This window comes from Halorhodospira sp. 9628, assembly GCF_022228075.1.
GTDB lineage: Bacteria > Pseudomonadota > Gammaproteobacteria > Nitrococcales > Halorhodospiraceae > Halorhodospira > Halorhodospira halophila_A.
The window spans coordinates 1-25,314 of record NZ_JAJNRF010000001.1; the positions used below are offsets into that span (position 1 = coordinate 1).

20 protein-coding genes and 1 pseudogene are annotated in these 25,314 nt (G+C 63.7%); 8 read left to right on the plus strand and 13 right to left on the minus strand.

What is annotated here, in order from left to right:
• Positions 1 to 322: 322 nt before the first annotated feature.
• The 6 genes and pseudogenes from LRG10_RS13185 to LRG10_RS00030 form a co-directional block, all read left to right on the plus strand.
• Positions 323 to 598 (plus strand): annotated as a pseudogene (locus LRG10_RS13185) (GNAT family N-acyltransferase); the annotation flags it as partial.
• Positions 599 to 1,175: 577 nt separating this feature from the next.
• Entirely contained in the window at positions 1,176 to 1,982 is an 807-nt protein-coding gene (locus LRG10_RS00010; RefSeq protein ID WP_238634300.1) for a PEP-CTERM/exosortase system-associated acyltransferase, read from the plus strand.
• A 25-nt stretch (positions 1,983 to 2,007) separates the two neighbouring features.
• Positions 2,008 to 2,904 (plus strand): ThiF family adenylyltransferase, encoded by an 897-nt coding sequence (locus tag LRG10_RS00015; RefSeq protein WP_370645206.1) that lies wholly within the window; start codon positions 2,008 to 2,010, stop codon positions 2,902 to 2,904.
• A 12-nt stretch (positions 2,905 to 2,916) separates the two neighbouring features.
• Positions 2,917 to 3,744 carry an outer membrane lipoprotein-sorting protein gene (locus LRG10_RS00020; protein ID WP_238634303.1) on the plus strand — a complete coding sequence of 276 codons (828 nt, stop codon included), beginning with the start codon at positions 2,917 to 2,919 and terminating at the stop codon, positions 3,742 to 3,744.
• Between the two features lie 22 nt (positions 3,745 to 3,766).
• Complete coding sequence (locus LRG10_RS00025) at positions 3,767 to 5,179, plus strand: hypothetical protein (protein WP_238634305.1); 1,413 nt, start codon at positions 3,767 to 3,769, stop codon at positions 5,177 to 5,179.
• 14 nt (positions 5,180 to 5,193) lie between these two features.
• Positions 5,194 to 7,449 (plus strand): RND family transporter, encoded by a 2,256-nt coding sequence (locus tag LRG10_RS00030; RefSeq protein ID WP_238634307.1) that lies wholly within the window; start codon positions 5,194 to 5,196, stop codon positions 7,447 to 7,449.
• 82 nt (positions 7,450 to 7,531) lie between these two features.
• On the opposite strand, the gene pepA is transcribed toward LRG10_RS00030, so the two are convergent.
• Positions 7,532 to 8,461: a flocculation-associated PEP-CTERM protein PepA gene (gene pepA / locus LRG10_RS00035; protein WP_238634308.1), complete on the minus strand. Its 930-nt coding sequence runs from the start codon at positions 8,459 to 8,461 to the stop codon at positions 7,532 to 7,534.
• Between the two features lie 296 nt (positions 8,462 to 8,757).
• Between pepA and LRG10_RS00040 the strand changes: the two genes are divergently transcribed.
• Positions 8,758 to 9,432 (plus strand): class I SAM-dependent methyltransferase, encoded by a 675-nt coding sequence (locus tag LRG10_RS00040; RefSeq protein WP_238634310.1) that lies wholly within the window; start codon positions 8,758 to 8,760, stop codon positions 9,430 to 9,432.
• A gap of 83 nt (positions 9,433 to 9,515) precedes the next feature.
• On the opposite strand, the gene prsT is transcribed toward LRG10_RS00040, so the two are convergent.
• From prsT to LRG10_RS00065, 5 genes are all read right to left on the minus strand, one after another.
• Positions 9,516 to 12,164 carry an XrtA/PEP-CTERM system TPR-repeat protein PrsT gene (prsT, locus tag LRG10_RS00045; protein ID WP_238634313.1) on the minus strand — a complete coding sequence of 883 codons (2,649 nt, stop codon included), beginning with the start codon at positions 12,162 to 12,164 and terminating at the stop codon, positions 9,516 to 9,518.
• A 101-nt stretch (positions 12,165 to 12,265) separates the two neighbouring features.
• Positions 12,266 to 13,624, minus strand: coding sequence for a PEP-CTERM-box response regulator transcription factor (gene prsR / locus LRG10_RS00050; RefSeq protein WP_238634315.1), 1,359 nt, complete (start codon positions 13,622 to 13,624; stop codon positions 12,266 to 12,268).
• A 23-nt stretch (positions 13,625 to 13,647) separates the two neighbouring features.
• The gene (prsK, locus tag LRG10_RS00055; RefSeq protein WP_238634317.1) at positions 13,648 to 15,720 is read right to left on the minus strand and encodes an XrtA/PEP-CTERM system histidine kinase PrsK; all 2,073 of its coding nucleotides are present in this window, start codon (positions 15,718 to 15,720) and stop codon (positions 13,648 to 13,650) included.
• Between the two features lie 16 nt (positions 15,721 to 15,736).
• Positions 15,737 to 17,146, minus strand: a complete 1,410-nt coding sequence (locus LRG10_RS00060) for a TIGR03013 family XrtA/PEP-CTERM system glycosyltransferase (protein ID WP_238634320.1) — start codon at positions 17,144 to 17,146, stop codon at positions 15,737 to 15,739.
• 52 nt (positions 17,147 to 17,198) lie between these two features.
• Positions 17,199 to 17,789, minus strand: a complete 591-nt coding sequence (locus tag LRG10_RS00065) for an XrtA/PEP-CTERM system exopolysaccharide export protein (protein ID WP_238634649.1) — start codon at positions 17,787 to 17,789, stop codon at positions 17,199 to 17,201.
• A gap of 195 nt (positions 17,790 to 17,984) precedes the next feature.
• Between LRG10_RS00065 and galE the strand changes: the two genes are divergently transcribed.
• Complete coding sequence (gene galE, locus LRG10_RS00070) at positions 17,985 to 18,992, plus strand: UDP-glucose 4-epimerase GalE (protein ID WP_238634321.1); 1,008 nt, start codon at positions 17,985 to 17,987, stop codon at positions 18,990 to 18,992.
• Here the strand turns inward: galE and LRG10_RS00075 are convergent.
• From LRG10_RS00075 to LRG10_RS00105, 7 genes are all read right to left on the minus strand, one after another.
• Positions 18,977 to 19,768: a hypothetical protein gene (locus LRG10_RS00075; RefSeq protein WP_238634323.1), complete on the minus strand. Its 792-nt coding sequence runs from the start codon at positions 19,766 to 19,768 to the stop codon at positions 18,977 to 18,979. The genes galE and LRG10_RS00075 overlap by 16 nt on opposite strands.
• A 27-nt stretch (positions 19,769 to 19,795) precedes the next feature.
• Complete coding sequence (locus tag LRG10_RS00080; RefSeq protein WP_238634325.1) at positions 19,796 to 20,536, minus strand: sulfotransferase family 2 domain-containing protein; 741 nt, start codon at positions 20,534 to 20,536, stop codon at positions 19,796 to 19,798.
• Between the two features lie 129 nt (positions 20,537 to 20,665).
• Positions 20,666 to 22,198: a mannose-1-phosphate guanylyltransferase/mannose-6-phosphate isomerase gene (locus tag LRG10_RS00085; protein WP_255771997.1), complete on the minus strand. Its 1,533-nt coding sequence runs from the start codon at positions 22,196 to 22,198 to the stop codon at positions 20,666 to 20,668.
• An 8-nt stretch (positions 22,199 to 22,206) separates the two neighbouring features.
• Positions 22,207 to 23,346 (minus strand): nucleotidyltransferase family protein, encoded by a 1,140-nt coding sequence (locus LRG10_RS00090; RefSeq protein ID WP_255771998.1) that lies wholly within the window; start codon positions 23,344 to 23,346, stop codon positions 22,207 to 22,209.
• Positions 23,306 to 24,241 carry an HprK-related kinase A gene (locus LRG10_RS00095; RefSeq protein ID WP_238634329.1) on the minus strand — a complete coding sequence of 312 codons (936 nt, stop codon included), beginning with the start codon at positions 24,239 to 24,241 and terminating at the stop codon, positions 23,306 to 23,308. The genes LRG10_RS00090 and LRG10_RS00095 overlap by 41 nt, the downstream gene beginning before the upstream one ends.
• A complete protein-coding gene (locus LRG10_RS00100) occupies positions 24,225 to 24,491 on the minus strand; it encodes a hypothetical protein (RefSeq protein WP_238634330.1) in 267 nt (88 codons plus the stop codon). The genes LRG10_RS00095 and LRG10_RS00100 overlap by 17 nt, the downstream gene beginning before the upstream one ends.
• Before the next feature lie 56 nt (positions 24,492 to 24,547).
• Entirely contained in the window at positions 24,548 to 25,246 is a 699-nt protein-coding gene (locus LRG10_RS00105; protein WP_238634332.1) for a hypothetical protein, read from the minus strand.
• Between the last annotated feature and the right edge of the window lie 68 nt (positions 25,247 to 25,314).

Below are 25,314 nucleotides of genomic sequence, written 5' to 3' on the forward strand. Positions count from 1 at the left end.
GGTCTGCTGGCCATCCGCAGCGCCGGGGGGGGGCCCCCCCCCGCCGGGGGTGGGGCGAAAAAAACCCCCCCCCCCCCCCCCCCCGATCTACCCGACTGGTTGCACCGAGAAAAGACCCAAGAAATGGAGGCTATTGCCTACCAGCTACGACCCTGACCGAGAGAAGAATGGAGGGGGCCAAAGGATTTTACATGGCGAGAAGATCTGATAATGTTAGCGGGACACGGTGGCGCATTTCCTCTAAAATTAAGAGGTTATAGCGGGACGGATTCTGCGGCTGACTCTGCGCCCTAGCTGTCTGTCTCAACGGCCTCTGAGGAACATGCTAGTGCGATGCTCATCCACTCATGACGTTATCTTGGCTGATACCCCGGAGACCCGGCGGCAGCACTTTCGGCTCCGTTATCTTGTGTTTTGTCAAGAAAAAAAATTCGAGCCCCCGGAGGCGTTCCCGGATGGGCTGGAGACCGATGAACACGATCGGCACGCTCTGCACTTCCTGGTCCGCCAACGCCGCCGTCATGCCCAGTGGGTCGGAGCTTTTCGCCTCCTTCTCCCTTCCGCCCAACCTCGACCCATCGAGGCCATGTGCTCGCTGGCCGAGGACGTTACCCCAGATCGGACGGGCGAACTCTCTCGTCTGATCTTGCGCCACGAAACCCCAAGGCACTCCCACACCGCCCTCTTCCACCTCTGCCAGGCAGCGCACCAGGCAAGCGCCGAAAATAATCTGGATAAGTTGGTGTTTCTGATCCGCCCGGGACTGAGGCGAATACTCAACCATCGAGGCATCCCCCTGAAGCACCTTGGCAAACCTTGCTGTCACCGTGGCCTGCGTTACCCGTGCGGCAACGGCTTGGATGTCCTAAAGAAAGGACTTGAGGACTGGCAACGCAAGGAGAAGTATCCGAGACACTGGCAGGTTGGTCCTGCGTATCGGCGGGCATCTGCGCTGCTTAGGCCCAGCGGCCACCTCCCGCCGTTGGAGCAGCCCATCCGGACGGCCGTATCGCCAACCCCGGCCCTCGCCGCAAATACAACCAACGCTGGCTGAACCGGTTCACCACGCCCCGGGCAAGCATCGATTCAGGCGAACATAGGCCCCCGTGGTTGTCGAGCCATGGCGCTTGGACCACCAACACTCTGGCGGCGACCAGAGGATCAAGGAGCCAGCCATGCGTGACGTGCCGATTCACCCAGCCATAACCACTGCGTTCACGGAGCTCTTCCGGCTCGCTTTGGTCAGCAGCCCGCAGGAACTCGCCGAGGCACAACGCCTGCGCTATGACGTTTACTGTACCGAACTACAGTTCGACCCCCCCGAGAATTACCCGGATCAACGGGAGACAGACGAGTTCGAAGAGCAGTCTTGGCACTGCGTGCTCCGCTACGAACCACGAGACCGCCCGGCTCTGCACCGACTCGCAGGCCATGTTCGTATCGTCCATGCCAACGCTACGCCCCTGAGACTGCCCATGGTCCAGAACTGCGGCGAGTCCCTCGACCCGGAGGATCCCGATCATCCCGCAACCCACGATCCAGCCTTGATCTGCGAGATCTCGCGCCTGGCGGTGCATAGCGACTTCCGACGGCGCCGGGGCGAAGGTAAGTCCGCGTACGGTGAAGTGGATTCGCTGGCTGCGGTCGAGAACCACCCCCGGACCTTCCCCCTGGCCGCAGTGAGCCTTTTCATGGCCTCCGCGCGGATCGTCCAGCTAGCCGGCAAGGAGCACGCTTACGCCATGATGGAACCGCAGCTCGCCCGCCACTGCGTCCGGCAAGGGCTGCACTTTCGGCAAATCGGAAAAACAGTCTACTACCACGAGCGCAAGCGTGCCCCGTTTCACATACGCTTCTCCGAGGCCCTCGAGAACATCCAGCAGTCCGAACAACTGCTCTCGCCGCTGTTTCGCATGGCGACCAGCCAGATCCAGACGCTGCGCAGCTTTAAACAGGCGTCGGCACCCGAACCCAAGCAGTAGCCGAGCGCGCCCTAGGGGGATTGCATTGATGGAATTCGATTACGCCACCGCGTTCAAACGTACCATCGGCTGGGTCACCCCCGCGGAACTCGACCGGTTGCGCCGGGCCCGAATTGCTATTGCCGGGCTGGGAGGCGTCGGAGGCAGCCATCTCCTGACCCTGGCGCGACTCGGCATCGGTGCTTTCAGTCTGTCGGACTACGATCAATTTGAGCTGCACAACCTTAATCGACAGGCCGGCGCCACCATGGACAGCCTTGGCCGCTCAAAGCTTGATGTCCTCGAGGAACAGGCCCTGGCCATCAACCCCGAGTTGTCCGTCGCCACCTTCTCGCGCGGCATTGACACCGATAACGTCGACGCCTTCCTCGACGGCGCCGACATCTATGTCGATGGTCTCGACTTCTTCGCGTTCGAGACGCGACGCCACGTTTTTGCCCGCGCCGCCGCGCTCGGCATCCCGGCGGTGACCGCAGCTCCGTTGGGGATGGGGGTTGCCCTGCTGAGTTTCGATCCCGAGGGGCTATCGTTCGATGACTACTTCGACCTGCGCAGCGGACTCAGCGAAGAGGAGCTTGCCGTGCGCTTCATGGTCGGACTTGCCCCGGCCCGGCTGCACATGCACTATCTGGCGGACCCATCGGCGGTGGACCTCGCCGCGCAGCGCGGGCCGTCGACACCCATGGCCTGCGAGCTGTGTGCAGGGGTTATCGGTACCGAGGTACTCAAAGCGGTTCTCAACCGCGGCCCGATTCGCTGGGCCCCGCACGGTCTTCATTTCGACGCTTACACGCAGCGCATGGCCCGCACCTGGCGTCCGGGCGGCAACCGCAACCCCCTGCAGCGGCTGATGGTTCGGATCGCCCTCCGGCGTCTGGCCACCATGCGGAACGCCCACCAAGCCGCTGAAGCTGGTCGCTGAACGGAGGATCCCATGCCCCTATCGAAAGCCTGCTGGCCTTCGCATCGTATTCTGGTGGCCCTGCTGAGTGCCTCTCTGCTTACCCCTGCAGTCGCGCTGGCGGACGAAGCCCCGAGTGGCGAGGAACTCGCCCAAGCCGTCTTCGACCGGCCCGACGGTGATGATCTGGTCACCCGCGGCACCATGACCCTCACGGGCGAACGTAGCCGGGACCGGGTGCGGGAGAGCTTCGAATACCGACTCGACGGAGAGGACGGCGAGAGCTGGAGCCTGATCCGCTTCACCTCGCCGGCTAACATCGAGGACACGGCCCTGCTCGTCCACAATCACCCCGACGGCGAGAGTGACCAGTGGCTGCACCTCCCAGCGGCCGATCGGGTTCGGCGTGTCAGTGGCGACAACCGTGGCTCGAGCTTCGTCCAGTCGGATCTGTACTTCGAAGACCTGGAAGACCGCCGCCCGGAGGAAGATGAACACCGGCTGATCGGCACGGACACCTACGGCGGCCGGGAGGTCTGGCTCCTGGAGAGCAAGCCGGTGGAGGCCGACAACTCCACCTACTCCAGACGCCTGCGCTGGATCGATCCTGACACCCTGGTCGAGCTGCGCATCGACTTCTACCGCGGCGGCGAGGATCCGATCAAGCGGCTTGAGGTCCAGGAACTGGAGAAGATCGACGGCTACTGGACCGTCACCCGCAGCACCATGAGCCACCTGGAGCAGGGCACCCAGACCGTCCTCGAAGTGGATGACACCCGTTATGACCAAGGCCTCCCGCAGGATCTGTTCACCAGTCGTGTCCTGTCGAACCCGAGCCGCGAGCGCCCTTTCCGGCCCTAACCCGGGCCGATGGCTGATCGGATTGCTCTTCGTTGCACTCCTGGGGCCCACAAGCGCGGTCCAGGGGCAGACGCTGCGCTTCGATGCGCCGGAAGAGAACGCAGAGGCCAGTGACGCCGACGCCGAAGACACGGAAAGCGGCACGCGGCCGGCGCAAGGGCTGCTTGACGACTGGCGCTTTCGCTTGGAGAGCGGGCTGCTCGAGTTCGGCGCGCTGACCGCCAGCGACCGCCCCCAGGACTGGACCACCCACGGTCGCAGTGTCCTGCGCGCCGACCGCTCCATCGGCACGCAGTGGGAGGTTCGCCTGGGCGCCCGCATCGACGCCTATGCACAGCAAGGGGGCGACTACCCCGCCGTCTCCACGGCCGAATTGGACTACGGAGAGAACTTCCTGCGCTACCGGGCCATGGACTGGCAGATGACCCTGGGGACGCAGAAGCTCCTCTGGGGCCGGGTGGATGAGACCCCGCCCACGGACCGCCTCAGCACCAAGGACCTCACCCGCTTCGCCCTGGATGAGCTCGCCGACCGTCGGCGTGCCAGCCCAGCGGCCCGGCTGGAGTATTTCCAGGGCCCCTGGAAGCTCGACCTCGTCGGTCTGGTCGGCTTCCGCGCCGCGGAACTACCCGAGGACGACAGCATCTGGCACCCGGTCGATCGTGAGGCTGGACGCCTGCTCGGGCTCGACCCGGAGGCGGAACTCCCGAACGGAACGCCATTGAGCACACTGATCCAGGACGCGGACTTCGGCGACGCACCCTCCGGCCGCGGGGGCGGCGGGATGCGCCTCAGCCGCAGCGGACAGGCCGTGGACTTCGCCGCCACGCTGCAGCGAGTGCGGCACTCGCAGCCGTACTACCGGCTAAGTGCAGAGAGTCAGGCGGACCTGGAGACACTCCCCGCTGAAGACGCACTCCCGGTCACTTTTGATGCCGAGCACCCCATGACCTGGGTGGTCGGCGGCGATCTCGACTTTGCCACCGGTGGCTGGACCTGGCGCATGGAGGCGGCCTGGCTCAGCGATGTGCCCATCACCCGGGAGGAAGATTTCGCCTACGACAAGACCGGGGGCTTCGACTGGGTCATCGGCACCGAAGGCTTCCCCACCCCACGGGACGATCTGCGCCTGACCGTCCAGCTGCTCGGCGAGCACCTGCTGGATGCCGATGATGCGCTGGATCCCGACGAGATCTACTACATCAATGGCGAGATCGAGGACTTCTTCCTGCGCAACGAGTGGCGGGCCCGCCTGCGCTTCTCGGCAGCGCTCAACCGGCGTGACAACTACCTCAACCCCGAGCTGGCCTGGATCGCCGCCGAGCCGAACGAGCTGTTCCTCGGCGGGCACTGGATGGGCGGCGAGGACGACAGCCTGGGCGGCTTCTACCGAGATCGACGACTCCTTGTCGCCGGGTGGCGCGGCCAGTTTTAAGGGACACTGACGGCATGCAATGGATGCTCCAACGCCCGCGGCTGGCACTGATCCTCCTGGCCCTACTGGTCCTGCTGCCAAGCCCGCTGCTGCTGCAGCTGCAGATCGACAACGCCCCGGAGAGTTATTTCCCGGAAGAGGCACCGGCCGTTGTCACGGATCAACAGGTCCGCGATATCTTCCCCCAGGAGCAGCTGCTGGTGGCACTCTTCGAGGGCGATGACCTCTTCGAAGCGGACTTCCTCAGCCGCCTGCACGCCCTGGTGGAGGACCTGGAGGCCGCACCCACCGTCGAGCGAGTCCTCGCCCCCACCACCAACGACCACATCCGGGCCACGGTGGACGGTTTCGCCGTCGAGCGGCTGATCCGTGTCAACGAACTCGACGAACGGACCGCCGAGCACTGGCGGGAGCGGGTGACCGGCGATACGTTCGCACCCGGCTTTCTGGTGGCTGAGGACGGCTCGGCGCTGGCCATCCTTGCCCGCCCCCACGCCCTGGAGGACAGCCTGCAGCGCGTGGAGCTCGAGCAGCGCATGCGGGCAGGCATCTCCGAGCACGGGCTCGAGCCGCAACTGACCGCCATCGGCGGTCACATAGCCCTGGACGTGGCGCAGCTCCAGTCCATGATCAACGACCTGATGCTACTGGTACCCGGCACCCTGGGCATCGGCCTCCTGCTGCTGTGGTTCCTCTTCCGCCGCATCCTGGTCCTGATCCTGGCAGCGGCCACCATCAGCGCGGTCACCGGGGCCACCATGGGCCTGCTGGTCCTCCTTGGCAAACCGTTCACCCTGATCACGGCCATCGTACCGCCGCTGCTCACGGCGCTCACGGTGGCGATGCTGATGCACTTCTTCAACGCCGTGCTCCACCATGCCCGACGGGGGGCGGTGGGGCCGGATCGGGTGCGCGCCGCCCTCCGGGACGTGGCCCGCCCCACTCTGTTCATGGCCCTGACCACGGCGGTGGGCCTGGCGTCTCTAACCGTGAGTCCGATTCGCCCGATTGAAAGCTTCGGCTTGATCGCCGCCTTCGGCGTGGTCTTCGGGGCCCTGTGCGTGCTCTTCCTGATCCCGGCCCTGGTCCTGCGCTTCGACCGCGGCCCGTGGGTCCGGCGTCGCGGGGCGATGGCGGGACTGGACCGCTTCACCGCCACCACCGCCCGCTGGGCGGTGCGCCGGCCCGGGACCATCCTGGCCGTCAGTGCCCTAATCGTCATCGTCTCCATCCCCATGATCCGCCAGGTGGAGGTGGAGACCGACCTCTACGAATTCTTCGCCGACGACCATCCGCTGACCCAGGCTACCCAACGCATCGAGGGAAAGCTCTCTGGGGTCATGCCCCTGGAGGTCATCTTCAAGGGGCCGGACATGGACAGCCTCCTGGACCCGGGGCGCCTGGAGGCCATGGCACAGGTACAGGAGTGGCTCGACGAGCGCCCGGAGGTGGACTACAGCCTCTCGCTGCCCGATCTGGTAGCCGAGATGCACTGGGCCTTCCATGAAGAGGATCCGGACTACCGGCGCATCCCCGATAACGAGGCCCTGATCGCCCAGTACCTGTTCATCCACGACGGCCGGGACCTGTTCGACGTGGTAGACCGGGACTACAGCCAGGCGCGGCTGATGCTCAACCTGAACGCCACCGGGGCGCGGGAGCTCAATACCCTGATCGACGACCTACGCGACCACTTGGCTGCCGAACCGCCGGCCGACCTGGAGTGGGACCTAACCGGCATGGGCCGACTCTTCGCCGATCAGGAGCGGCTGCTGATCCAGGGGCAACTGCACAGCCTGGTGGTGGTCGTGATCGCCATCTTTGTACTGATGCTGATGATGTGGCGCTCGGCTACTGTGGCGGCCGCCAGCATGGTCCCCAATCTGGCCCCGATCCTGCTGATCTTCGGACTCATGGGGCTGCTTGGGATCTGGCTGGATACCGCTACTGCGATGATTGCCAGCGTGGCCGTCGGCATCGCCATCGATGACACGATCCACTTCCTCCACGCCTACCGGTCCCGGCGAGCGCGGGGCGCCTCCACCGTATGGGCCATCGCCCGCGCCTCCCGGCAGGCGGGACGGGCCATTACCGCCACGACGATTATCCTGGTGGGCCAATTCCTTCTGGTGGGCGCTTCGGACTTTCAACCGACCCAGGCCTTCGGCCTGCTCACTGCCTTCGGATTAGTGGTGGCGCTGTTGGTCGATCTGTTGGTGCTCCCTGCCCTACTTGCAGCCACACAGCGAACGCAGCGGCTGAGGGGTTAGCCTTACACCAACACACCAAAACTAATGAAAGGAGCCCCGGCACACCGGGGCCCCTGCAGCGGATAGACTTGCATAATACCTACTACGCGTCCGCAGCACCAGATCGCTGCTGGCGTACCCGAGTCACGAAGCCAAGAGCCAGGAGGCCGAGCCCGAACAGACCGAGGACACCTGGTTCAGGAATCGCGGTGGTTTGCCCAAAGCGCCCGTCAGCCGAACCAGTGACTTCAAAAGTTGCGCTTTGCTCAGGGTCTAACTCGTCCAACCCCCCAATGAAGCTCTGTATGAAATCAAACTGCCCTGAAACCCGAAAGTCCATCCAGAACGGATCGGGCCCAACAAAATATTCCTGGCCATCTTCGGTCAGCTCCCAATCTCCAAAGAGTAACGCAAAACTCCCGATATCATCCTCCCCCGCATCTGGGTCAAAACTTCCTGAGCCCCGCTTAAGTACATCTGCACTCCCAATTTTGATATCTTCGCCAGTCCCACTTAGATCGAGACCGTTTGCTGCATCTCCTGTCTCGCTAGAAGGATCCCAGTTAGCAAAGCTGAACTCCGTATCCAGATTAGGATCCAACCAAAGAGTAATCCGCCCGGTTTCTCCTAAAAAAGCACCATTACCCGGATCGAACTGTCCTGTCGATTCAAGCGTTCCATACAGCCCATAACGGCTATCTGAGCGTGGGTCGGGCGATTCAGCGAGGTTGTCGGGCACACCAGAACCAGCGAGTCTAAATTGCGCTGCGTTCCACCATGCTGTCGCCTCAAAGCTACCATCACCGCGCAGAGTCAACAACTCATTGTAACTGCCCGAAAGTCGATCCACCTGCTGCTCTCCAACGGGGTCGTTGGTGAGGCCAAGCCTCGAATCGTCTATCGTCCACGACTCAGAGGTAAATGCACCCGCATCCACACTCCCAGTGACCCCAATTGAAGCCACCACCAACACACTCCCAAGGGTTTTTGCCGGATTAATTTTTTCCATTTCATTCTCCCACCAGATGGCCACTGATGTAGCTTCGTCGATCTGTAACGCTCGTGTTTACGCGCCCCCGACCTATAGATAAGCACACACCGTGCCAACCATTTTTATTCTTTTTTTTCATAAGGTTACGAAGGCTATGGAAGCACCCCATCGCAACTTGTAAAGTCTACTAACGCCTGAAGACCGTGGCTGGCTGGACGCCGTCGCCTCGCAGGCCCCCCGTCTGAGCACATATCGCTGCAAAGAGCCCAAGCCTGTCGGATGAGCAGGGGAGTGGTATGCTCCAAGGGATGATGCGGAGAAGGGAGGAGGCGTCCAGCATGACGAGGCCGTCAACCAAAACGCGAGACGAGATCGCGGCAGCCTACGATGCCCCGCCTTGGTGGTACGATTTGCGGGGCTTCCTCATCCTGACGTTCGCATACAACAGTACGCTCGGCTCGCAGCTTCGCCTGTTTGGGACGAACATCGGTGATCGCCACCTCGACATCGCCTGCGGCTCGGGCACGCTGCTGGAGATGATGCTCAAGTGGCGACGTCGTCGTGCTCTACCGGTCGGCACGGTGGTAGGGGTCGATTACGCCGAGGCGATGCTCCAAGGGGCAAGACAACGCTTTGTGAACGAGCCAGCGGTGACCTTGCAACATGCCGACGCCGCAGCGCTACCCTTTGATGACGACTCCTTCGACACTGTAAACATCGCCAACTCCGTGCACTGCTTTCCAGACGTCGATGGGGCCATCCAGGATTGCTACCGGGTGCTCAAGGCCGGTGGCACCCTGGCGGCCAATGTGCTGATCCATCCACGTACGGTACAACCGCTGCGGGCAATCGCGGAGCGCATCAACCGCTGGGGCATGCGCAAGGGCATCCTGCACACCCCTTACACGGTATCGGACATTCATCAGCGCTTCACCTCGGCAGGCTTCGAGGAGATCTCCTCCCAAATCTCGGGCAACTGCTACAATCTCGTCCTGCGCAAGCCTGCCTGTTGATCGAATGTGCTGAAATGCTCCCGGAGGCCGAGACGCATCACCCCCCTACAAGCTGGCAGCGGGAATAACGACGAGCCGCCCGTTTACTGCCCTCGCCGTGCTCGACCGAGCAGTTCCTCGGCCTCCGCACGGCCATCAAAGGATGGATACTCGGACAGCAGTGTATCCAGCAGCCCACGCGCCCGACCGACGTCATCGGCCGCGAGGAGTGCGCGGGCCAGGTTAACGCCGATATCAGGCCGCTCACTTCCGCGCCTCCATGCACCCTCAAGAATCTCCACCGCCCGCTCCGTATGACCCGCCTCTAGCAGGACCACGCCGTAGGTATCGAGCACCTCTGCATGGTCGGAGGCGAGTTCATGGGCCCGCTCCGCATACTCCAAAGCTCGTGCCGGATCCTCGCCACGATACAGCCAGGCCAGGTTGTTCAATGCGACGACATCCTCCGGGTGATGGTCGAGGTGATCCTGGTACACCTCACGCGCTGCGGCATCAAGGTCGCGCTCCATCAACGCCCTCGCCAACTCGTGCCGTACTCCACCGTCCGTAGGCTCTTCTTCAAGCCAGGCCTCCAGGCGCTCGAACGCGGCATCCTCTCGCCCCGCCCCGATCATGGCTTGATAGCCCTCAACGACCCAGGAGCGCCTCTGCTCCCGATCGAGGACTTCAGCATAGAGATCAGCCGCTCTGCCGAACTGCCCTTCCCGGAGATAGAGCCAAGCCTGGTGGGCCTTCACCCCCGGCTCTTCACCATATGCCTCGAGCAAGGGCGCCAACACCTCACGCGCCTCGCCCATCTGACCGCCAGCACCTAATTCACGAGTTAAAGCCAAGCGAGCCCCGACATGCTCCGAATCCGCTGCCAAGGCGCTCCGTAAGGCCTCGATAGCAGCTTGACTCTGCCCCTGTGATCCATAATTCCTAGCGAGAAGGAAATAGATTTGCCCAGATTCCGCCCCCGCATCCAGGGCACGCTCAAGAAGAGTAGTGCTGCGATCAAGATCCCCGAGGTTGGCGTAGGCCTCCGCCGCTGTGACCAAAACGCCGACTTCAACGGGATGATGCTCCAGAACGATTCCCAGCCAATCACGAGCTTTGTCTTCGTCACCCAGCTGAACATTGGCCGCGACCAGCCGGAACGCCGTCGTCGGCTCACCAGGGTAATGCCTTTGCACCGTCTCCAGCACATCCAGAGCGACATCGGCGTTCCCCTGTAGCCAGGACAGTTCACTTAGATTGAGAGACAGACCAACGTGTCCGGGCAACTGCTCTAGACCGGTGCGAATGGCCTGTTTTGCCCCTTGCACATCCTGCTGCCCCATCAACGCAGCAGCCTGAAAGGCATACGCACTCGGATTATCCGGCGCCTTTTCCTCCAACCGCTTGGCAGCCTGGTGCACGTCTTCAAAACGCTGATCCTGCAAATACGCCACCAGGATGGCCATATCCGCGCCGCGGGCCTGATGATCGGCCTCGGCGGCTGACTCCAGCATCGCCAGCCCCCCTTCGCGATCGCCATCCTGCACCAGAGCGACCCCCAGCATCTCGCGAATCGCCGCGGTATCCTGCCCCGCATCCACTATTCCGCGCAGGGCCTCCACGCCGCGCTCACGCTCGCCGGTATCCAGGTAAAGCGCAGCCAGCCGGGGGCCGAGCGCATCGCGCAGGTCCGGGCGGTCCTTCACCACCTCGGCCAGGATGTCCCGCGCCCGCTCCGGATCCCCCTGCTCCACCCGCAGGTTGGCTAGCAGGGTGTAGCTGCGGGCATTGCCCGGACCCAGCGCATGGAATCGCTCCAGGTAATGCTCCGCCTGGCGCACGTTTCCGGCCTCCAGATGGATCTGCGCCAGATACGGCATGGGCGGGCGGTAGCGGTCGTGCTGAGCCAGGGCGGACTCAAACTGGCGGCGCGCCTCATCCCGATCCTCCCGCTCCACCGCCACGAGGCCGGCGAGGAAATAGCCGCCCGGATGGTCCGACGCCCCTTCGCGCACAAAGAGTGCGTCCTCCTCGGCACCATCGATCTCGCCCTGTTCCAGGCGCAGGGAGCCACGGCTAAGGCGTTCGTTGATACCCTGGGGCTGCAGTTCCACAGCGCGGTCGTAGGCGGCGAGTGCGTCCCCAAGGTCGTCGCGTAGCCTCGCCAGGTCGCCCTTGAGGGACCAGCCGAGGGCCAGGTCACCGTCCGTGCGCACCGCCCGATCCACCGCCACGCTGGCCTCGGGCTGATCCCCGCGACTTAGGGCCTCATAGGCACCGGCCAGGTGGACCACGGCATGTTCCGGCGCCAGCTCACGGGCCGCATCGAGATCCGCTCGGGCCTGCTCGCGGGCATCTCCTCCAGCCCCGAAGCCGCCGATGGCACGATAGGCGAGGAACTCCGCGCGCTCTGCCCCTTCCAAGCCGGGCTCCGGCAATTCCAGAACCGCAGCGCCCTGGCGCGTCTCCACCAGCAACCGGGCCAGCGGCAGGGCATACCGATCGGCGTCGGCGCCCTCGTCCAGGGCCCTGCCCAAGTGCCGGATCGCCCCGTCCGTGCGCCCTTCGCCCTTCATGGCCAGCCCGAGCAGGCCGCGCACTTCCACATCCTCTTCACTTTGCAGGGCGTTGCGGTAGTCGATCACCGCACTACCGTAATCCCCCTGCTCCATGGAGCGCTCAGCACGCTCGAGCAGCTCCTCCCGGGTCAACTCACCGCAGCCGACGAGTCCGGCTGTTAGGAACGCGGCCAAGCCCACCGCTCTCATCACCCGACCGAGGGGGGCCATAGCCTGCCGCCCGCAACGTTCGGGGGCGTCGTCACTCTGCCGCAAGGTGTTATCTGTGCGCATCGTCATTTCCTCAGAGCGAATTTATCGAGCAGCGTATACAACGTCGGCCGGGACACCCCCAACAAGGCCGCTGCTTGGGCGATGTTCCCGTTGCAGCGGCTCAACGCCCGGAGCAGCGCCTGCTGCTCGGCCTGGTCGCGGACTTTCCTGAGCCGCAGACTGCTATCCCCTTCCTGGCCGTCGCTGGGCAATTCCAGGCCGAGTTCCTCCGGCGCAATCCTCTTGCCGTCGGCCATGATGACCGCTCGACGGATGACGTTTTCCATCTCGCGGACATTCCCGGGCCAAGTGTGGGCTTCGATCGCATCGATGGCTTCCGGAGTGAACTCACGCCGCGGATGCCGCTGCTCGCGCGCGAAGCGCTCCAAAAGGGAGTGCGCAACGAGGGCGGCATCGCCTTGGCGCTCGCGCAGCGCGGGGATGGTGAGCTCGATCTCAGCTACTCGATAGAAGAGATCCTCACGGAATTTCCCTTCGCGGATCATCTGCCCCAGATCGCGGTGGGTGGCACAGACCACGCGCACATCCACCGGGATTGACTGGCGCCCGCCGACTCGCTCGATGGTCCGCTCCTGGAGAAAACGCAGCAGCTTGGCCTGCAGGCTCAGCGGCAGATCGCCAATCTCATCGAGGAACAGCGTGCCGCCGTTGGCGTACTCGATCTTGCCGATGGTCTGGCGATGGGCACCGGTGAACGCCCCCTTCTCGTAGCCGAAGAGCTCGCTCTCGAGCAGGTTCTCGGGGATGGCCGCACAGTTGATGGCCACGAAGCGCTGCCCGCTGCGCCCGCTGAGCCGATGTACCGCGTGGGCTAGGATCTCCTTACCGGTCCCGCTCTCGCCGCGGAGCAGAACGGTGGCATCCGCCGGGGCCACCCGCTCGACCATCCGACAGACGCGGAGCATCTCCGGATCCCCCGTGAGGAAGCCGTCCAACGGCGAGGCGGAGCGCTGGGCCAAGCGCCGATTCTCCGCCTCAAGGCTATAGAGCTGCGCCGCCCGGTCCACCAGCAGCCGAAGCGTATCGGCGTCCACAGGCTTGCTGTAGAAGTCGTAGGCGCCAAGCGCCACGGCACGCAGGGCATTCTCCCGGTCGTCGTTGCCGGTGACGACGATCGCCTTGCTCTGCGGCGCCTCGCCGAGGACCTCTCGCAGCGCGGCGAGCCCCTCGCTGGCGTTGGCCGGATCCGGAGGCAACCCCAGGTCGACCAGCATCAGCTCCGGCTGATGGCGGCGCGCCTCCTTCACCGCCTGCGCGCGGTCATAGGCCTTTACGATTTCGTAGCCATCAAAACACCAGCGCAGCTGCTCCTGCAGGCCCTCGTCATCCTCAATGATCAGCAGTTTATAGGTATTGGCCACCGTCCCTCGCTCCTTGTCCAATCTCAGGGCACAGCCACCGCGGGGGCCGGCGCCGCCGCGGCCGTCCGCGCCAACAACCGCACCGTGAAGCGCGTGCCACTACCCGGTTCGCTATCGACGTCGATCCGCCCGCCGAGGGCAGCGATGTACTCCCGCGCCTCATAGACGCCAATGCCCATCCCCGCATTCCCCTTGGTGGTCTGGAACGGCCGGAACAGCCGATCCCGCATGAAGCTCGGGTCCATGCCGTGCCCGCTGTCCTCGATTACAATATAGCCCCACTCTTGGCGCTGACTCAGTTGCACCGTCACCCGACCATCCGCTGGCGTGGCCTCCTGGGCGTTGCGGACCAGGTGGGCCAAGACATTGAACAGCCGATCATGGTCGGCCACCACCTGAACCTCCTGATCCAGTTGTAGCTCGGGCCGCGGCTCACCCCGCGCCCCGTTCACCACCTGGCGCAGGACCTCGGCGAGCTCCACCCGCTGCGCCGGCGCCGTCGGACCCGGCTGGGCATGGCGCAATTGCGCCAGCGTTCGGTCCAGGCGCTCTCGGGCATGACCGACGGTCTCGAAGGCATTAGCCACGAATACCGGGTTGTCCCGATGCCGCTCCGCATTAGCCAGCACCAGTGCAAGCTGGCCCGAGACATTCTTCAGATCGTGGACCAAGAAGGCCGCCAGACGGTGGAAGGCCTCGAATTGCCGCGCCTCCAACAGGGCCTCGTCGGTCTGCATCAGCGCCACATAGACGGCAAGCTGACGCCCTGCCGTCTTGAGCAGATCCCGCTCTTCCCAATCGATCACCCGGGAAGCTCGGGGTTGAGCCAGCACCACGAACCCCGTTAACTCATCGCCCTGGAACAGCGGCACGAGAAGCCAGTAACGGCGATTCTCTAGCAACCAGGCAGGCGGCTGCAGTCCTGGGTACAACTCCGGGGCACGGCGCAGATCGTCGAGGTCCACCACCCAACCGGTCTGGCACAGAAACGGCACCACCCCCCCTTCACCCGACTCCGGCGCGTGATCCGGCTCGCCGAGGTTCAGCACCCCTTCCAGCCGGTAGTCACCCTGGCGATCCTGAACCCAAAGCAACCCACCCGGGCTGTCCACCAGCTCGGCGATGGCCCCCACGCCCCGCTGGCGCAGCGGCAACTCGCCATGCTCCCGGGAGAGGATCTCGGTAAAGCGCAGCCACTCCTGCCGGTAGTCGTACTTGTAGTTGAAGAAGTGCTTATTGATCAGCACGCGCAGGCGGGCGCGAAAGCTACCCGAGAAGAGGACCAGGATCAGCAGGAGCACAGCGCCAAACAGCAGCGCTGCCTGGAGGAGCGCCCCCCAGTCGCCGCCAAGCTCCCGGAGCAAGTAGCCTGCGCCCCCCACCGCCAGCAGGTAGAGGCCGGCGCCGGTGAGCGCCGCCGTATGGAAGACCAGGTGCCGGGAGATCACCGGGGCCTTGTCCCGGGGCAGCTGCCGCTGCATGGAGATGGCAAACAGCGGCACTACCAGGGCGTTGGCCAGCCCACGTGCCTGGATGGTCGGCGTCTCCACCGCCTGGAACAGCACCCGATCGGCGAGCAGGAAGAGATCGAAGGCGAAGAGCCCGCCCACCCCAAGGCACAGGAACTTGATCGACCAGCGCTCCTGCTCCGGGGTGTTGCGGTAGGTCTGCTCGACCAGGACCAGACCAGTAATGGCGAGTAGCAGCAGGACCAACCCGTAGAGCGGCTCCAGGCCCGACCCGGGCCCCATCAGCGGGACCAGGGCCAGCAACAGTAAGCCGCCCAGGACAGCCCCCCAACGGCGCAACACCCGCTGGCCCCGTAGGTTATGGCTATGCATACGCGCCATCAGGACCAGCAGCAGGACGAACCAGCCGCCCGCTCGAACCACCTCGGAGAAGCCGCTGCCCATCACCACCGCGCCGTCATCGAACTGGAGCGACAGCCAGACGTGTTCGCCCGCCCACCCAGCGGTCAGCAGCGCCGCCGCCACCAACGCTTCAGCGCCGGAGCGGTCCCGCCAAAGCACCAGGGTGGCCCCGGCAAGCGCCAAGAACGCGGCCAGTGCCACGGCGTAGCTTGCAGCAGAGAGCATGATGCGCCTCCGGGCGCTACCGGGCGCCCTGACCGAAGAGGACGACGGCGACCGTGCGGATTAGGATGACCAAATCTAGGAAGAACGTGTGGTTCTTCACGTAGTAGAGATCGTATTGCAGCTTCTGTCGGGCGTCTTCGACAGACGCCCCGTACGGATAGCAGATCTGCGCCCACCCGGTGATCCCCGGGGGCACCGTATGGCGGGCCCGATAGAACGGCACCTCCTCGCTCAGCCGATCGACGAACAGGGGCCGCTCCGGGCGAGGACCAACGAACGACATCTCGCCTTTGAGCACATTGAGGATCTGCGGTAGTTCGTCGATGCGCAGCTTACGGATAACGCGCCCGACGCGGGTCACTCGGTCATCATCCTTCTGCGCCCAGACCGGCACCCCGTCCTTTTCCGCATCCTGCCGCATGCTGCGGAACTTGTAGAGCCAGTAGGGCTCATTGCCAGAGCCCACCCGCTGTTGGCGGAAGAAGATCGGCCCCTGGCTCTCCAGCTTGATGGCCAGAGCGGTGACGATCATGATCGGAAGCGTGATCAGCAACAGGACCAGGCTGACGAGGATATCGAACACCCGCTTGACCGTGGTGCGCAGCCCGTTCTGACGGAACCCTTCACCGAAGATCAGCGAGCTGGTGTTCAGTGAATCCAGCCTCAATTGCCGCCGCTCCCGTTCAAGGAAACTGGTGAGGTCGATCACCGAGACCTTGCGGAGCTTGCAATCGAGCAGTTCTTCGACAGGCAACTGACAGCGCCGATCCCGCACCGCCACCACCAACTCATCGGCACCGTACCTGCGGCAGATATCCAGTAGCCGTTCGCCCTCCTGCTGGTGGATCACCTCGTCTGCGGGCACATTGACATGATCGACCCCTGGCGTGGCGACGTAACCGAGGAATACGTACGGCATCTCGCAGCGGTTATTCTCCCCCTGCATTTCGGCGACAGCCGCGGCACGACTACCAACGCCCAGCGTAAGGATCCGCCGCTTGAAACGGTCCGAGGCGACCACCCGCTGGTAGAGCACTCGCTTGAACAGGATCAGGATGAAGACCGCGGCGACGGCAACGAGCAGCGGCCCGGACGCCAAGGCCAGGGCCGGCATGGCAGCCAAGACGACGAGGATGCCAACAACCGCCGCAAGCATGGCAAGGAAGAGGCGCACGCCCAGCATCAGCGGACCATCTCGCATGGTGATCTGGCCGGCATCGTAGAGCCCCATGCCAGCCATGCTGAGCACCACCACCCCGGCGGCGACCGCGATCTCAGCCTTAAGCTGGATCTCCTCCCAGCCCAAGGCCCCTGGGGCCCCGAATTGCAGCGGCAGGATGATCGCCAGCCCCGCCAGGACCAGCAGACCCTCCAGACCCACCAGCACCATCACGTTGCGCGGCACAAAGTGACCCAAAAAACGCACGTTGACGCCTCCAAGGGAGCGCCTCACCGCGCCCCCATTCCGTGGCAGCCGCTTAGAAGAACCGTTCCGGGATGATCAGAACGTCGCCGGGCTTGATGTCGATATTCGCCTCGATCTCGCCCCGGTTGAGCAGATCATGGAGGCGAACCCGGTACTGCCTGCGCTCGCCGTCCTCGTCCCGGATCAGCACCGTCCGGTTACCCGCTGCGATATCGGTGATCCCGCCGACCTCGATCATCACGTCCATCACCGACATGTCCTCGCGATACTGCAGCGCGCGCGGCTCTGCCGCCTGCCCGATGACGCGGACCTGGCGATCGTAGGGGCCAGCGAAGCCGGTCACGATCACGGTCACCACCGGATCCCGCAGGTAGAGGCTGATCTCCTCCTCCATGACCCGCGCCAACTCGGTGGGGGTGACCCCGCTGGCCTGGACATCCTCCACCAGCGGCGTGGATATCTGTCCGTCAGGCCGGACCGGGACGCTGATGGAGAGTTCGGGGTTGCGCCAAACCTGTACGCTAAGCGTGTCGCCAGGCCCAATGATGTACTGCTCAATTTCCGCTTCATCAACTGTGGGGGGGGCAGGCGGGAGCGAGGCGCAGCCGGCAAGGAACGTTAGAAGCCCAGCGGCGGCAACCATCCGAGCAATTCGGGCCGAACGGTCAAGCTCCATGGACACCCCCTTCCTGTTGGCGGGTCTTACGCCGTACCTTTGAAATAATCCCAGCACGCCCCACGAGTTCCAGGACCAGTCCCGGGCCATGGCCATCAATCGCCACTTGGCGCCGAGGTGCTACACTGCGACTCAACCAGTCTTGATAAGGAAATCGGTCCAATGCGCGTCCTCGTCACGGGTGGTAGCGGTTACATCGGCAGTCACGCGGCGGTGGCCTTGCTCCAGGCCGGCCATCAGGTCGTCATCCTGGACAACTTGGAGAACAGTACAGCCACGGTCGCCTCCCGAATCGAACAGATCACGGGACAGGCCCCCGCGTTCATCGAGGGCGACCTCCGCGATGCGCCCACCCTCGAAACGGTCTTCTCCAACGAGCCCTTCGATGCCGTCATGCACTTTGCCGGCCTCAAGGCCGTCGGTGAGAGCACGACCCGGCCCCTCGCCTACTATGAAACCAATGTAGGCGGTACCGTGCGCCTCTGCCAGGCGATGGAGCGCGCCGGCGTGCGACGGCTGATCTTTAGCTCCTCGGCCACTGTCTATGGGGACCCGGTCCGGGTACCAATCGACGAGGACGCTGCCACCGGGAACGTGACCAACCCGTATGGCCGCAGCAAGCACATGGTGGAGCGGATCCTCTTCGACTTGGGGCGCGCAGACCCGCGTTGGTCCATCGGTCTCCTGCGCTACTTCAACCCCGTCGGGGCACATGAGAGTGCGCTGATCGGCGAGTCGCCACGGGGTATCCCCAACAACCTCGTGCCATACATCGCCCAGGTGGCCAGCGGCGAGCGCGAGCAGCTGAGCGTCTTCGGTAATGATTACCCGACCCGGGACGGGACTGGGGTGCGCGACTACATCCACGTGGTGGATCTGGTGGAGGGCCACCTGCGAGCGCTCGAGTTCCTTGAGGCACAGAGGGGCAGTCACGTCTGGAACCTGGGCCGCGGCGAGGGCTACAGCGTCCTGGAGATGGTCCGGGCGTTCGAGCAGGTCAGTGGCCAGCCAGTCCCTTATCGCATCGCCGACCGCCGACCCGGCGATATCGCGGAGTGCTGGGCCGATCCAGCCAAGGCCCAGCGAGAGCTGGGCTGGCGGGCAGACAGAGATCTGGCCACAATGATGCGCGACACTTGGCGCTGGCAGTGTAATCAGCACGTCGCCTGACCCTCCGGGGATCGCTCTGCCCCACGCGCTAGCTTTCTCATGTATCGTCTTGATTCGTCCAGCATTAGTCGCCATCCCCCCGTCCGCACGAAATCCACGTGAACAACCTGTAAACAGACCGGAACCATCGGTATGCCGTAGTAACGCGCAGCAGCCAGCCGGTGGTTTCCGTTGTCCCCAAGGATAAGACGCCCAGTCCGCGAAATCGCCAAACCGATCCCCCCCCGCTCTCTGAGCCGACCCTTTGTCACGGCACTTTGCGGCAGAAGACGGCGTCTCGATCCAATGACGGCGAACAGTTCATCCAGCTTACGATAACGCTGCACCAAATCCCGTCGCGAGCGACAGCCATCCTCCTCACCGCATATCTCGATCAGTCTGTTCATGAGATCAATCTCCCCCACCGCTTCCCAGGAAGCCCCCGTCTCCAGCTTACGGACGGTCCGAGCCACGATGCGATTTTCCATGATCGGCAAAACCGCCTTATCCCAATCCCCCGGAACGATCACATTCGGCTCATGCAGAGGGCGCGGGCCGATCTGCACCGCATTTCGCGGATAGACTTTACTGAGAACCGGTGGCCGGGGGAGGACACTTAATGTCCACTCGATGAAGTGGGGCGGCACATAAACCAACTGATATTTCCTTGGGGCATCTTTACCGAAGCGCAATACATTCTTGACATCTTCCCGGAAAATGCGCAGCGCCCATCGCGGATGGCGACAGTACTCTGGAAACGAATGCGTATTTTTCCCGTGGCGGGCCTGCTCCTCCACGAAACTGCCCTCGAAGCGACCAAAAGACTAATGTGCATTCTCGTAGATATCGAAGTCATCACCATACAGGCGCTCGACTTTTCTCTTTTGCTGCTTCGTTAATGAAAAGCCGGACTTCTTATTGGACTTGTTCGCATGCGGTATTTCCGTAGGCGGGTACGCAGAGGCGCCCGCCGCTTCGTAACATGCGGACACCCCTTTTTCCATGTTCTCCATGCGGTAGATATTCGGTATATTGAGAACGCCATTGCCCCCTTGAACATCATTTACCATCGGATTTGTGTGTGTCGAAAAGAGGAGACCGTAAGGCTCGAAGATCGATCGCTCACGACACGATTCCTGCTTCTCAAGCATATCAAGAAAGACATCGAAACACTTTTTCCTCGACACCAAACACCGCGGATCCCTGGAGAGCAGGCGAAGGTTTGCCATCACCCTGCCCCTGGCCGTCATTCCCTTGGGCCAGATCAAGTGGTGATACATTGACACCACACGGTCGTAGGGGTTTCTGGAGAAGGCGATTCGAAACATATGGTCCCATGTTTCCGGGTAGAGGTAGAGACGCGCAAACTCGCTGCGCCGGAACTGATAGGGACCTAGCGGGGTTGTATAGGTGTTCAGTATATCATTCCATTCCTCACAGGGGCGCTGTATAAAGCAAGACGGCATCTTGAATCGCTCCGTACAGGTATAGAGCCCCCCTAATGCCTGCCGCAGCGACGTTCCCGCCGACTTTTTAATGTGAAGCCAAAATATCTCACCTGCCACGCCCCCCCCCCTACCCCAGAAACCCTTCCGAGGACAGCCCAAATATCCAAAGCGAAGCCGGTCAGGTTCTCCTGACCGGGCACTAACGGTGAGTGTAGTCGGCGCCAGTAATGACGCCACCCAGGTCAGCTAGACAGATGACTGAGAAGGGTTGGTGTGGGAAACGCTACGGCATCTCTCGTTGCTGAACTGGTCCTCTACCCGCCCGTACAGATCCTCAAAGCGGACTAGGTCGTCTTCCTCCAGATAGGGGCCGGTCTGGATCTCAATGATCTGCAACGGGATGCGGCCCGGATTCTCGAGCCGGTGAGGGCGGGTCGCAGGGACATAGGTGGACTGGTTTTCCTCCAGGTAGATCTCCTCGTCGCCGTTGACCACGCGCGCGGTCCCAGCGATAACCACCCAGTGTTCCGAACGGTGATGGTGCATCTGCAAGGAGAGCTTACAGCCGGGTTTAACCACGATCCGCTTGAGCTTATAACGGTGGCCGCTCTCCAGGGTCGTATAGCTGCCCCACGGTCGCGCCACGGTGACATGGTAGTCAGCCAACTCGGGCCGTTCGGCAGCGACCTGGGCCACCAGCGGCTTGAGGTCGGCGAGTCGCTCGCGGGGACAGACCAGCGTCGCGTCCCGGGTCTGCACCAGCGCCAGGTTCTCCACCCCGTAGGCGGCGAGCAGACCGCCGTCGGCACTCCAGAGGAGACTGTCACGGCTTTCGACCGGCAGCACCGGCCCGTGACAGACATTGCCACGTTCGTCCTTGGCCCGCTCCTGGTAGAGAGCCTCCCAGCTGCCCAGGTCGCTCCACCCCAGGTCCACGGGCACCACGGCAACCGTCTCCGCCTGCTCGACCAGCCCATGGTCAATGGAGGTCTCGGGCAACTGGCCATAAGCGGTTGTATCGGGCAGAGCATCGCCCTCCGCCCAGCCCTGGACCGCTTCGGCGATCACTGGTTGGTGTGCCCGCAGCAGATCCAGGAAACGATCGGCCCGGAAGACAAACATGCCGCTGTTCCAGTAGTAGCCGCCCCGATCCAGGAAACCCTGCGCAGTCTCAACGCCGGGTTTTTCGACGAAGCTCTGGACCCTTTCGACACCAGCGCCCAACGCCTCGCCGGCCTGAATGTAACCGAACCCTGTTGCCGGCGCCGTAGGGCGAACACCAAAGAGCACCAGATGGCCGGCATCCGCCGCCTGCTCCGCCAGTTCCCAGGCCGCCCGTAGCGCCTCCGGCTGGCCGATGCGGTGGTCCGAGGGGAAAACCCCGACTAGGGCATCCGGCGTCTGCCGGGCGATGCCAGCCACCGCCCAGGCGATGGCCGGGAGAGTGTTGCGGGCCGCCGGCTCGGCCAGCACCCGCTCGGCCAGCGGTGCGGCCACCTCATGCAGCTGCCCTTTGACCTCGAAGCGGTGATCGGCATGGGTCACCGTAGTCACCCGCTCCGCTGCCACGGCAGGCAGAAGCCGCCCAGCGGTCTCCTGGAGCAGGGTCGCCTCCCCGGTAAGGGCCAACAGCTGTTTGGGCATGTTCCGCCGGGAGAGCGGCCACAGGCGCGTCCCAGACCCACCGGCGAGGATCACCGCATGACGCCGATCCGCCCGCGATACCTCCCCCGACTCTCCCCCGTCCCTGCCGCTTGCGCCGCTCACGCCATCCGCCATCGCTGACCTCATCCATGCTGTTGTGGGTTGGCCGCCGCAGGGTGATTTTCCGAATCATCGCCCCGCGGGGCCAGAAAGGCCTTGTAAAACAGATGCCGTGCCAGGAGAAGCGGCGGCATCTTGAGCCAGTGGCCGCGGAGGAAAACAAACGCCCGCGCCAATAAATCGATCCAAGGGGTCGCAGAGACCCGACCGTTCAAAGCATGATGGAACATCCGGCGACTGAGCCAGCGTGCCGGTGGGCTCGCCACATGGTCGCGAAGCCGTCGCTCCACGCTCTCCGGAATCGCGGTCCCGAAGCGGCTCTGACAGCAGCGGATCGCCGGCTCCACCAGCCAGGCCACTCGGAGCGCCTCTGCCTCATCCAGCAACTCCTCCCAGAACACCGGCCCGTGCTGCGCCCGAAAATGCTCGATCAGGGCGTGGATGTCGTAAAGGTCCCTCAGCCCCCGGTCCCAATCGGTCTCCGAGAAAAGGTGGACGATGGCGTGCAAAACCAGGTGCCGGGGGGCCGGCAGCTGGAGCCGGTCCATGCCCTCGATGGGGCGAGCCGCGGACAGGAGTCGTTCCGGATCCACCGCCACGGCGAAGGTGGCGGGCAGGATGTTGTGGTGCAGGTCAAGCGCGGTACCACGCTTGACGTGCTGCAGCGGCGGCAGCTCATGCATCCATTGCCGGTAGTAGCGCTGGTCATAGGCCGAATGGTGTGTACCAAACCAGCCCTCGTAGAAGAGCACCGCCTCCGCCCGCTCGACCTCGTCACGGCCGAAAAGCAGATCGATGTCCGCCGCGATGCGGCCGGCAGCGTTCGGCAACCCCGCCAGGACGTAAGCACCGCCCTTGAGCACCAGAGGCGGCGTGAGGTTACGGATCAGCCCGCCGTCGAGTTGCTCAAGCTCCCAGCGCAGGGCGGCGGCGTTGGTCTCGGCGGTCAGCGCCGCCCCCCATAGGTGGCCAGCCGCCCACTCCGGCAGACGCTCGGCCACGCCCGCCTCTACGGCGCGATGCCAGAGGGCCCCGAGCAGCAGATTCTCTCGGCCCACGGCCAGCATCTCGGTCCACTCCCGTCCCGAGCGCTCCAACAACGACACCGGCCGCGCCAGGCCGTCACACAGAGCTTGGGTGGGATCCGGCTGCCAGGTCTTCAAAGATGGGGATCGCCTCTTCCAGTCGGCTGTAGCGGAAATCGTAGCCTTGCGCCTGCTCGACGATGTCCACGGTGCGGTGGAACGCGCGGGCCCCAAGGGCAGCATAGTTAAAGGAGTTCCGCGCCAACCCCATGAAGGTCTCCCCCTCGGGACGCTCGCTCAGCACCGCCGGACCGCGCGGTTGATAACGGGGGAAGACCACCCATGCGGGTGTCGCCGGCTCGTTCGCCCGCTGTACACTATCTCGCGGTGGGCGCATATGAGCTACCGACCCTTTCAAGGTATCGTGGCAGCGCTCACTCAGAACAGCATCCGGAGCGAAGGCCCGAATCACATCGACGGAGGCGTTCTTCAAACTCACCGGCCGACTCAGGCCAAAGACCCGCGCCTCGCCACTCGCGAGATCAACCAGCGTGGCCTCATCGCTGAGCAACCGCCAGCCGCTGCAGGCCAGCGCCGCACAGAGGGTGCTCTTCCCCGACTCCGGTGGCGCCGGCATGATAACGGCCCGGCCATTCTTCTCCAGGCAGGCGGCGTGGAAAAGCAGGAAGTGTTTGACCTGCATTCCCACGCACCAGTTTAACCCCCACTCAAGCATCGGAAACGCCTGATTGCCAGGGAGCGGCTTGAAGATATTCTTCCGATCAGCGTAGAAGAGCGCTTGTGGCCGATAGAAACGCCGAACCCCGAGAGGCCGCCGGACCTCGCACACGAAGTCGGCGCCGTCCTCAGGCTCAACCACCCGGTGATAAGCGTAAAGGTTCCAAAGACCTTCGGCGACGCTACTCAGTCGACTTTTGAGGAGGGCGCGCAAAGGGCCGGTTTCAATGACCAGGCGCCCGGCGGCGAGGCGCTCCGCAAGGTGGGCGTAACCCAGCTCAGCTACCGACGTCATCCCGGGTCTCGTGAATCAGCCCAGCCTCCAGAAGCGAGTCCAGAGCCAGCGACAGCCGCTCGGCCACCCACGCCTCCTGCTCATCCTCAAGCACCCCAGACAGCTGCGACCAGCAGAGCGGCCCCCCGCGCCCCAGGTACCGAAGGATGCGAACCGCATCGCGGGAGACGACGTAGGTATTGCCCATCCCGACACAGTAGACGAGCCCGTAGGCGCCGACGACTCGGATCTCGAAATCCTTTTCCCGCACTGCCCCGTAATACGATCTCAAAATCGTACGATACCCGGTGCGCCCCATTGGGCCCACTAAAAGTTCACTAGGCCGGAGTCTTTGTTGAATCCCTGTTTTCCGCTTTGCGTGTTCTTGAGAAAGGCAATCACCCCATCGATGGTCAGTTCATCGCCTGTGCTCGGGATCTGGTAATAGTCGCCATCCAGCACGGCTTTCACCATATCGATGATTTCTTCTCTCGTGGGCCTGTCCGAGGTGTACTTGTTATCGATCCTGCTCATATACGCAGCTGAACCGAATCGGATCACCTTACGCTCTTTATCGGTGACCTCGACAAAGTTCCTCTCGACGATGTCTTTACCCCGCCCGGAAGTGGCGTAATTCAGATCAAGACTTTCGCCTTCTGAGTTGGTGAACTCCGAATCGGCAAAACCGAAGGCCCGATTGAAATCAACGCTTTTAGCAGCGCCGGCGCCTCCTCCCTGCCCCTGAGGCGAATGGTTTCCCCAATGGCCTGGGCTCTCTCCGCCGCAATCTTCGGCTTCTCCGTGCTGGGACGTATTCCCCGACACCCAACCTGATGGATGGCAGTTCCCCGGCGTACCGCTACTCGCCCGAAGCGGATTCGAGTACAGGGTCATCAGCACAGGCACACTGCCCAGCGCCGCTTGTCCGAAGCGCCGGCGCGACATGCCCCGGCTTGGGGCTGCGTGGTCCGGCCCGTTGGCGTCGTGGTGCGGTCCTGGGGCTTGGTTGCGCTCGTGCTCCGTCATCGCGGGCTCCCTCAGAGGTCGCGCTGCTTGGGTTGTTCGGCTTCCTGTCCACCGATTCCACTCTACTG

What these genes read in the sequence shown, in the direction of transcription:
- LRG10_RS00095 (WP_238634329.1), bottom strand. Translation starts at nt 24,241, where the DNA reads ATGACGTCGGTAGCTGAGCTGGGTTACGCCCACCTTGCGGAGCGCCTC.
- LRG10_RS00010 (WP_238634300.1), top strand. Translation starts at nt 1,176, where the DNA reads ATGCGTGACGTGCCGATTCACCCAGCCATAACCACTGCGTTCACGGAG.
- LRG10_RS00105 (WP_238634332.1), bottom strand. Translation starts at nt 25,246, where the DNA reads ATGACGGAGCACGAGCGCAACCAAGCCCCAGGACCGCACCACGACGCC.
- LRG10_RS00085 (WP_255771997.1), bottom strand. Translation starts at nt 22,198, where the DNA reads ATGGCGGATGGCGTGAGCGGCGCAAGCGGCAGGGACGGGGGAGAGTCG.
- galE (WP_238634321.1), top strand. Translation starts at nt 17,985, where the DNA reads ATGCGCGTCCTCGTCACGGGTGGTAGCGGTTACATCGGCAGTCACGCG.
- LRG10_RS00020 (WP_238634303.1), top strand. Translation starts at nt 2,917, where the DNA reads ATGCCCCTATCGAAAGCCTGCTGGCCTTCGCATCGTATTCTGGTGGCC.
- LRG10_RS00030 (WP_238634307.1), top strand. Translation starts at nt 5,194, where the DNA reads ATGCAATGGATGCTCCAACGCCCGCGGCTGGCACTGATCCTCCTGGCC.
- LRG10_RS00040 (WP_238634310.1), top strand. Translation starts at nt 8,758, where the DNA reads ATGACGAGGCCGTCAACCAAAACGCGAGACGAGATCGCGGCAGCCTAC.
- LRG10_RS00065 (WP_238634649.1), bottom strand. Translation starts at nt 17,789, where the DNA reads ATGGTTGCCGCCGCTGGGCTTCTAACGTTCCTTGCCGGCTGCGCCTCG.
- prsK (WP_238634317.1), bottom strand. Translation starts at nt 15,720, where the DNA reads ATGCTCTCTGCTGCAAGCTACGCCGTGGCACTGGCCGCGTTCTTGGCG.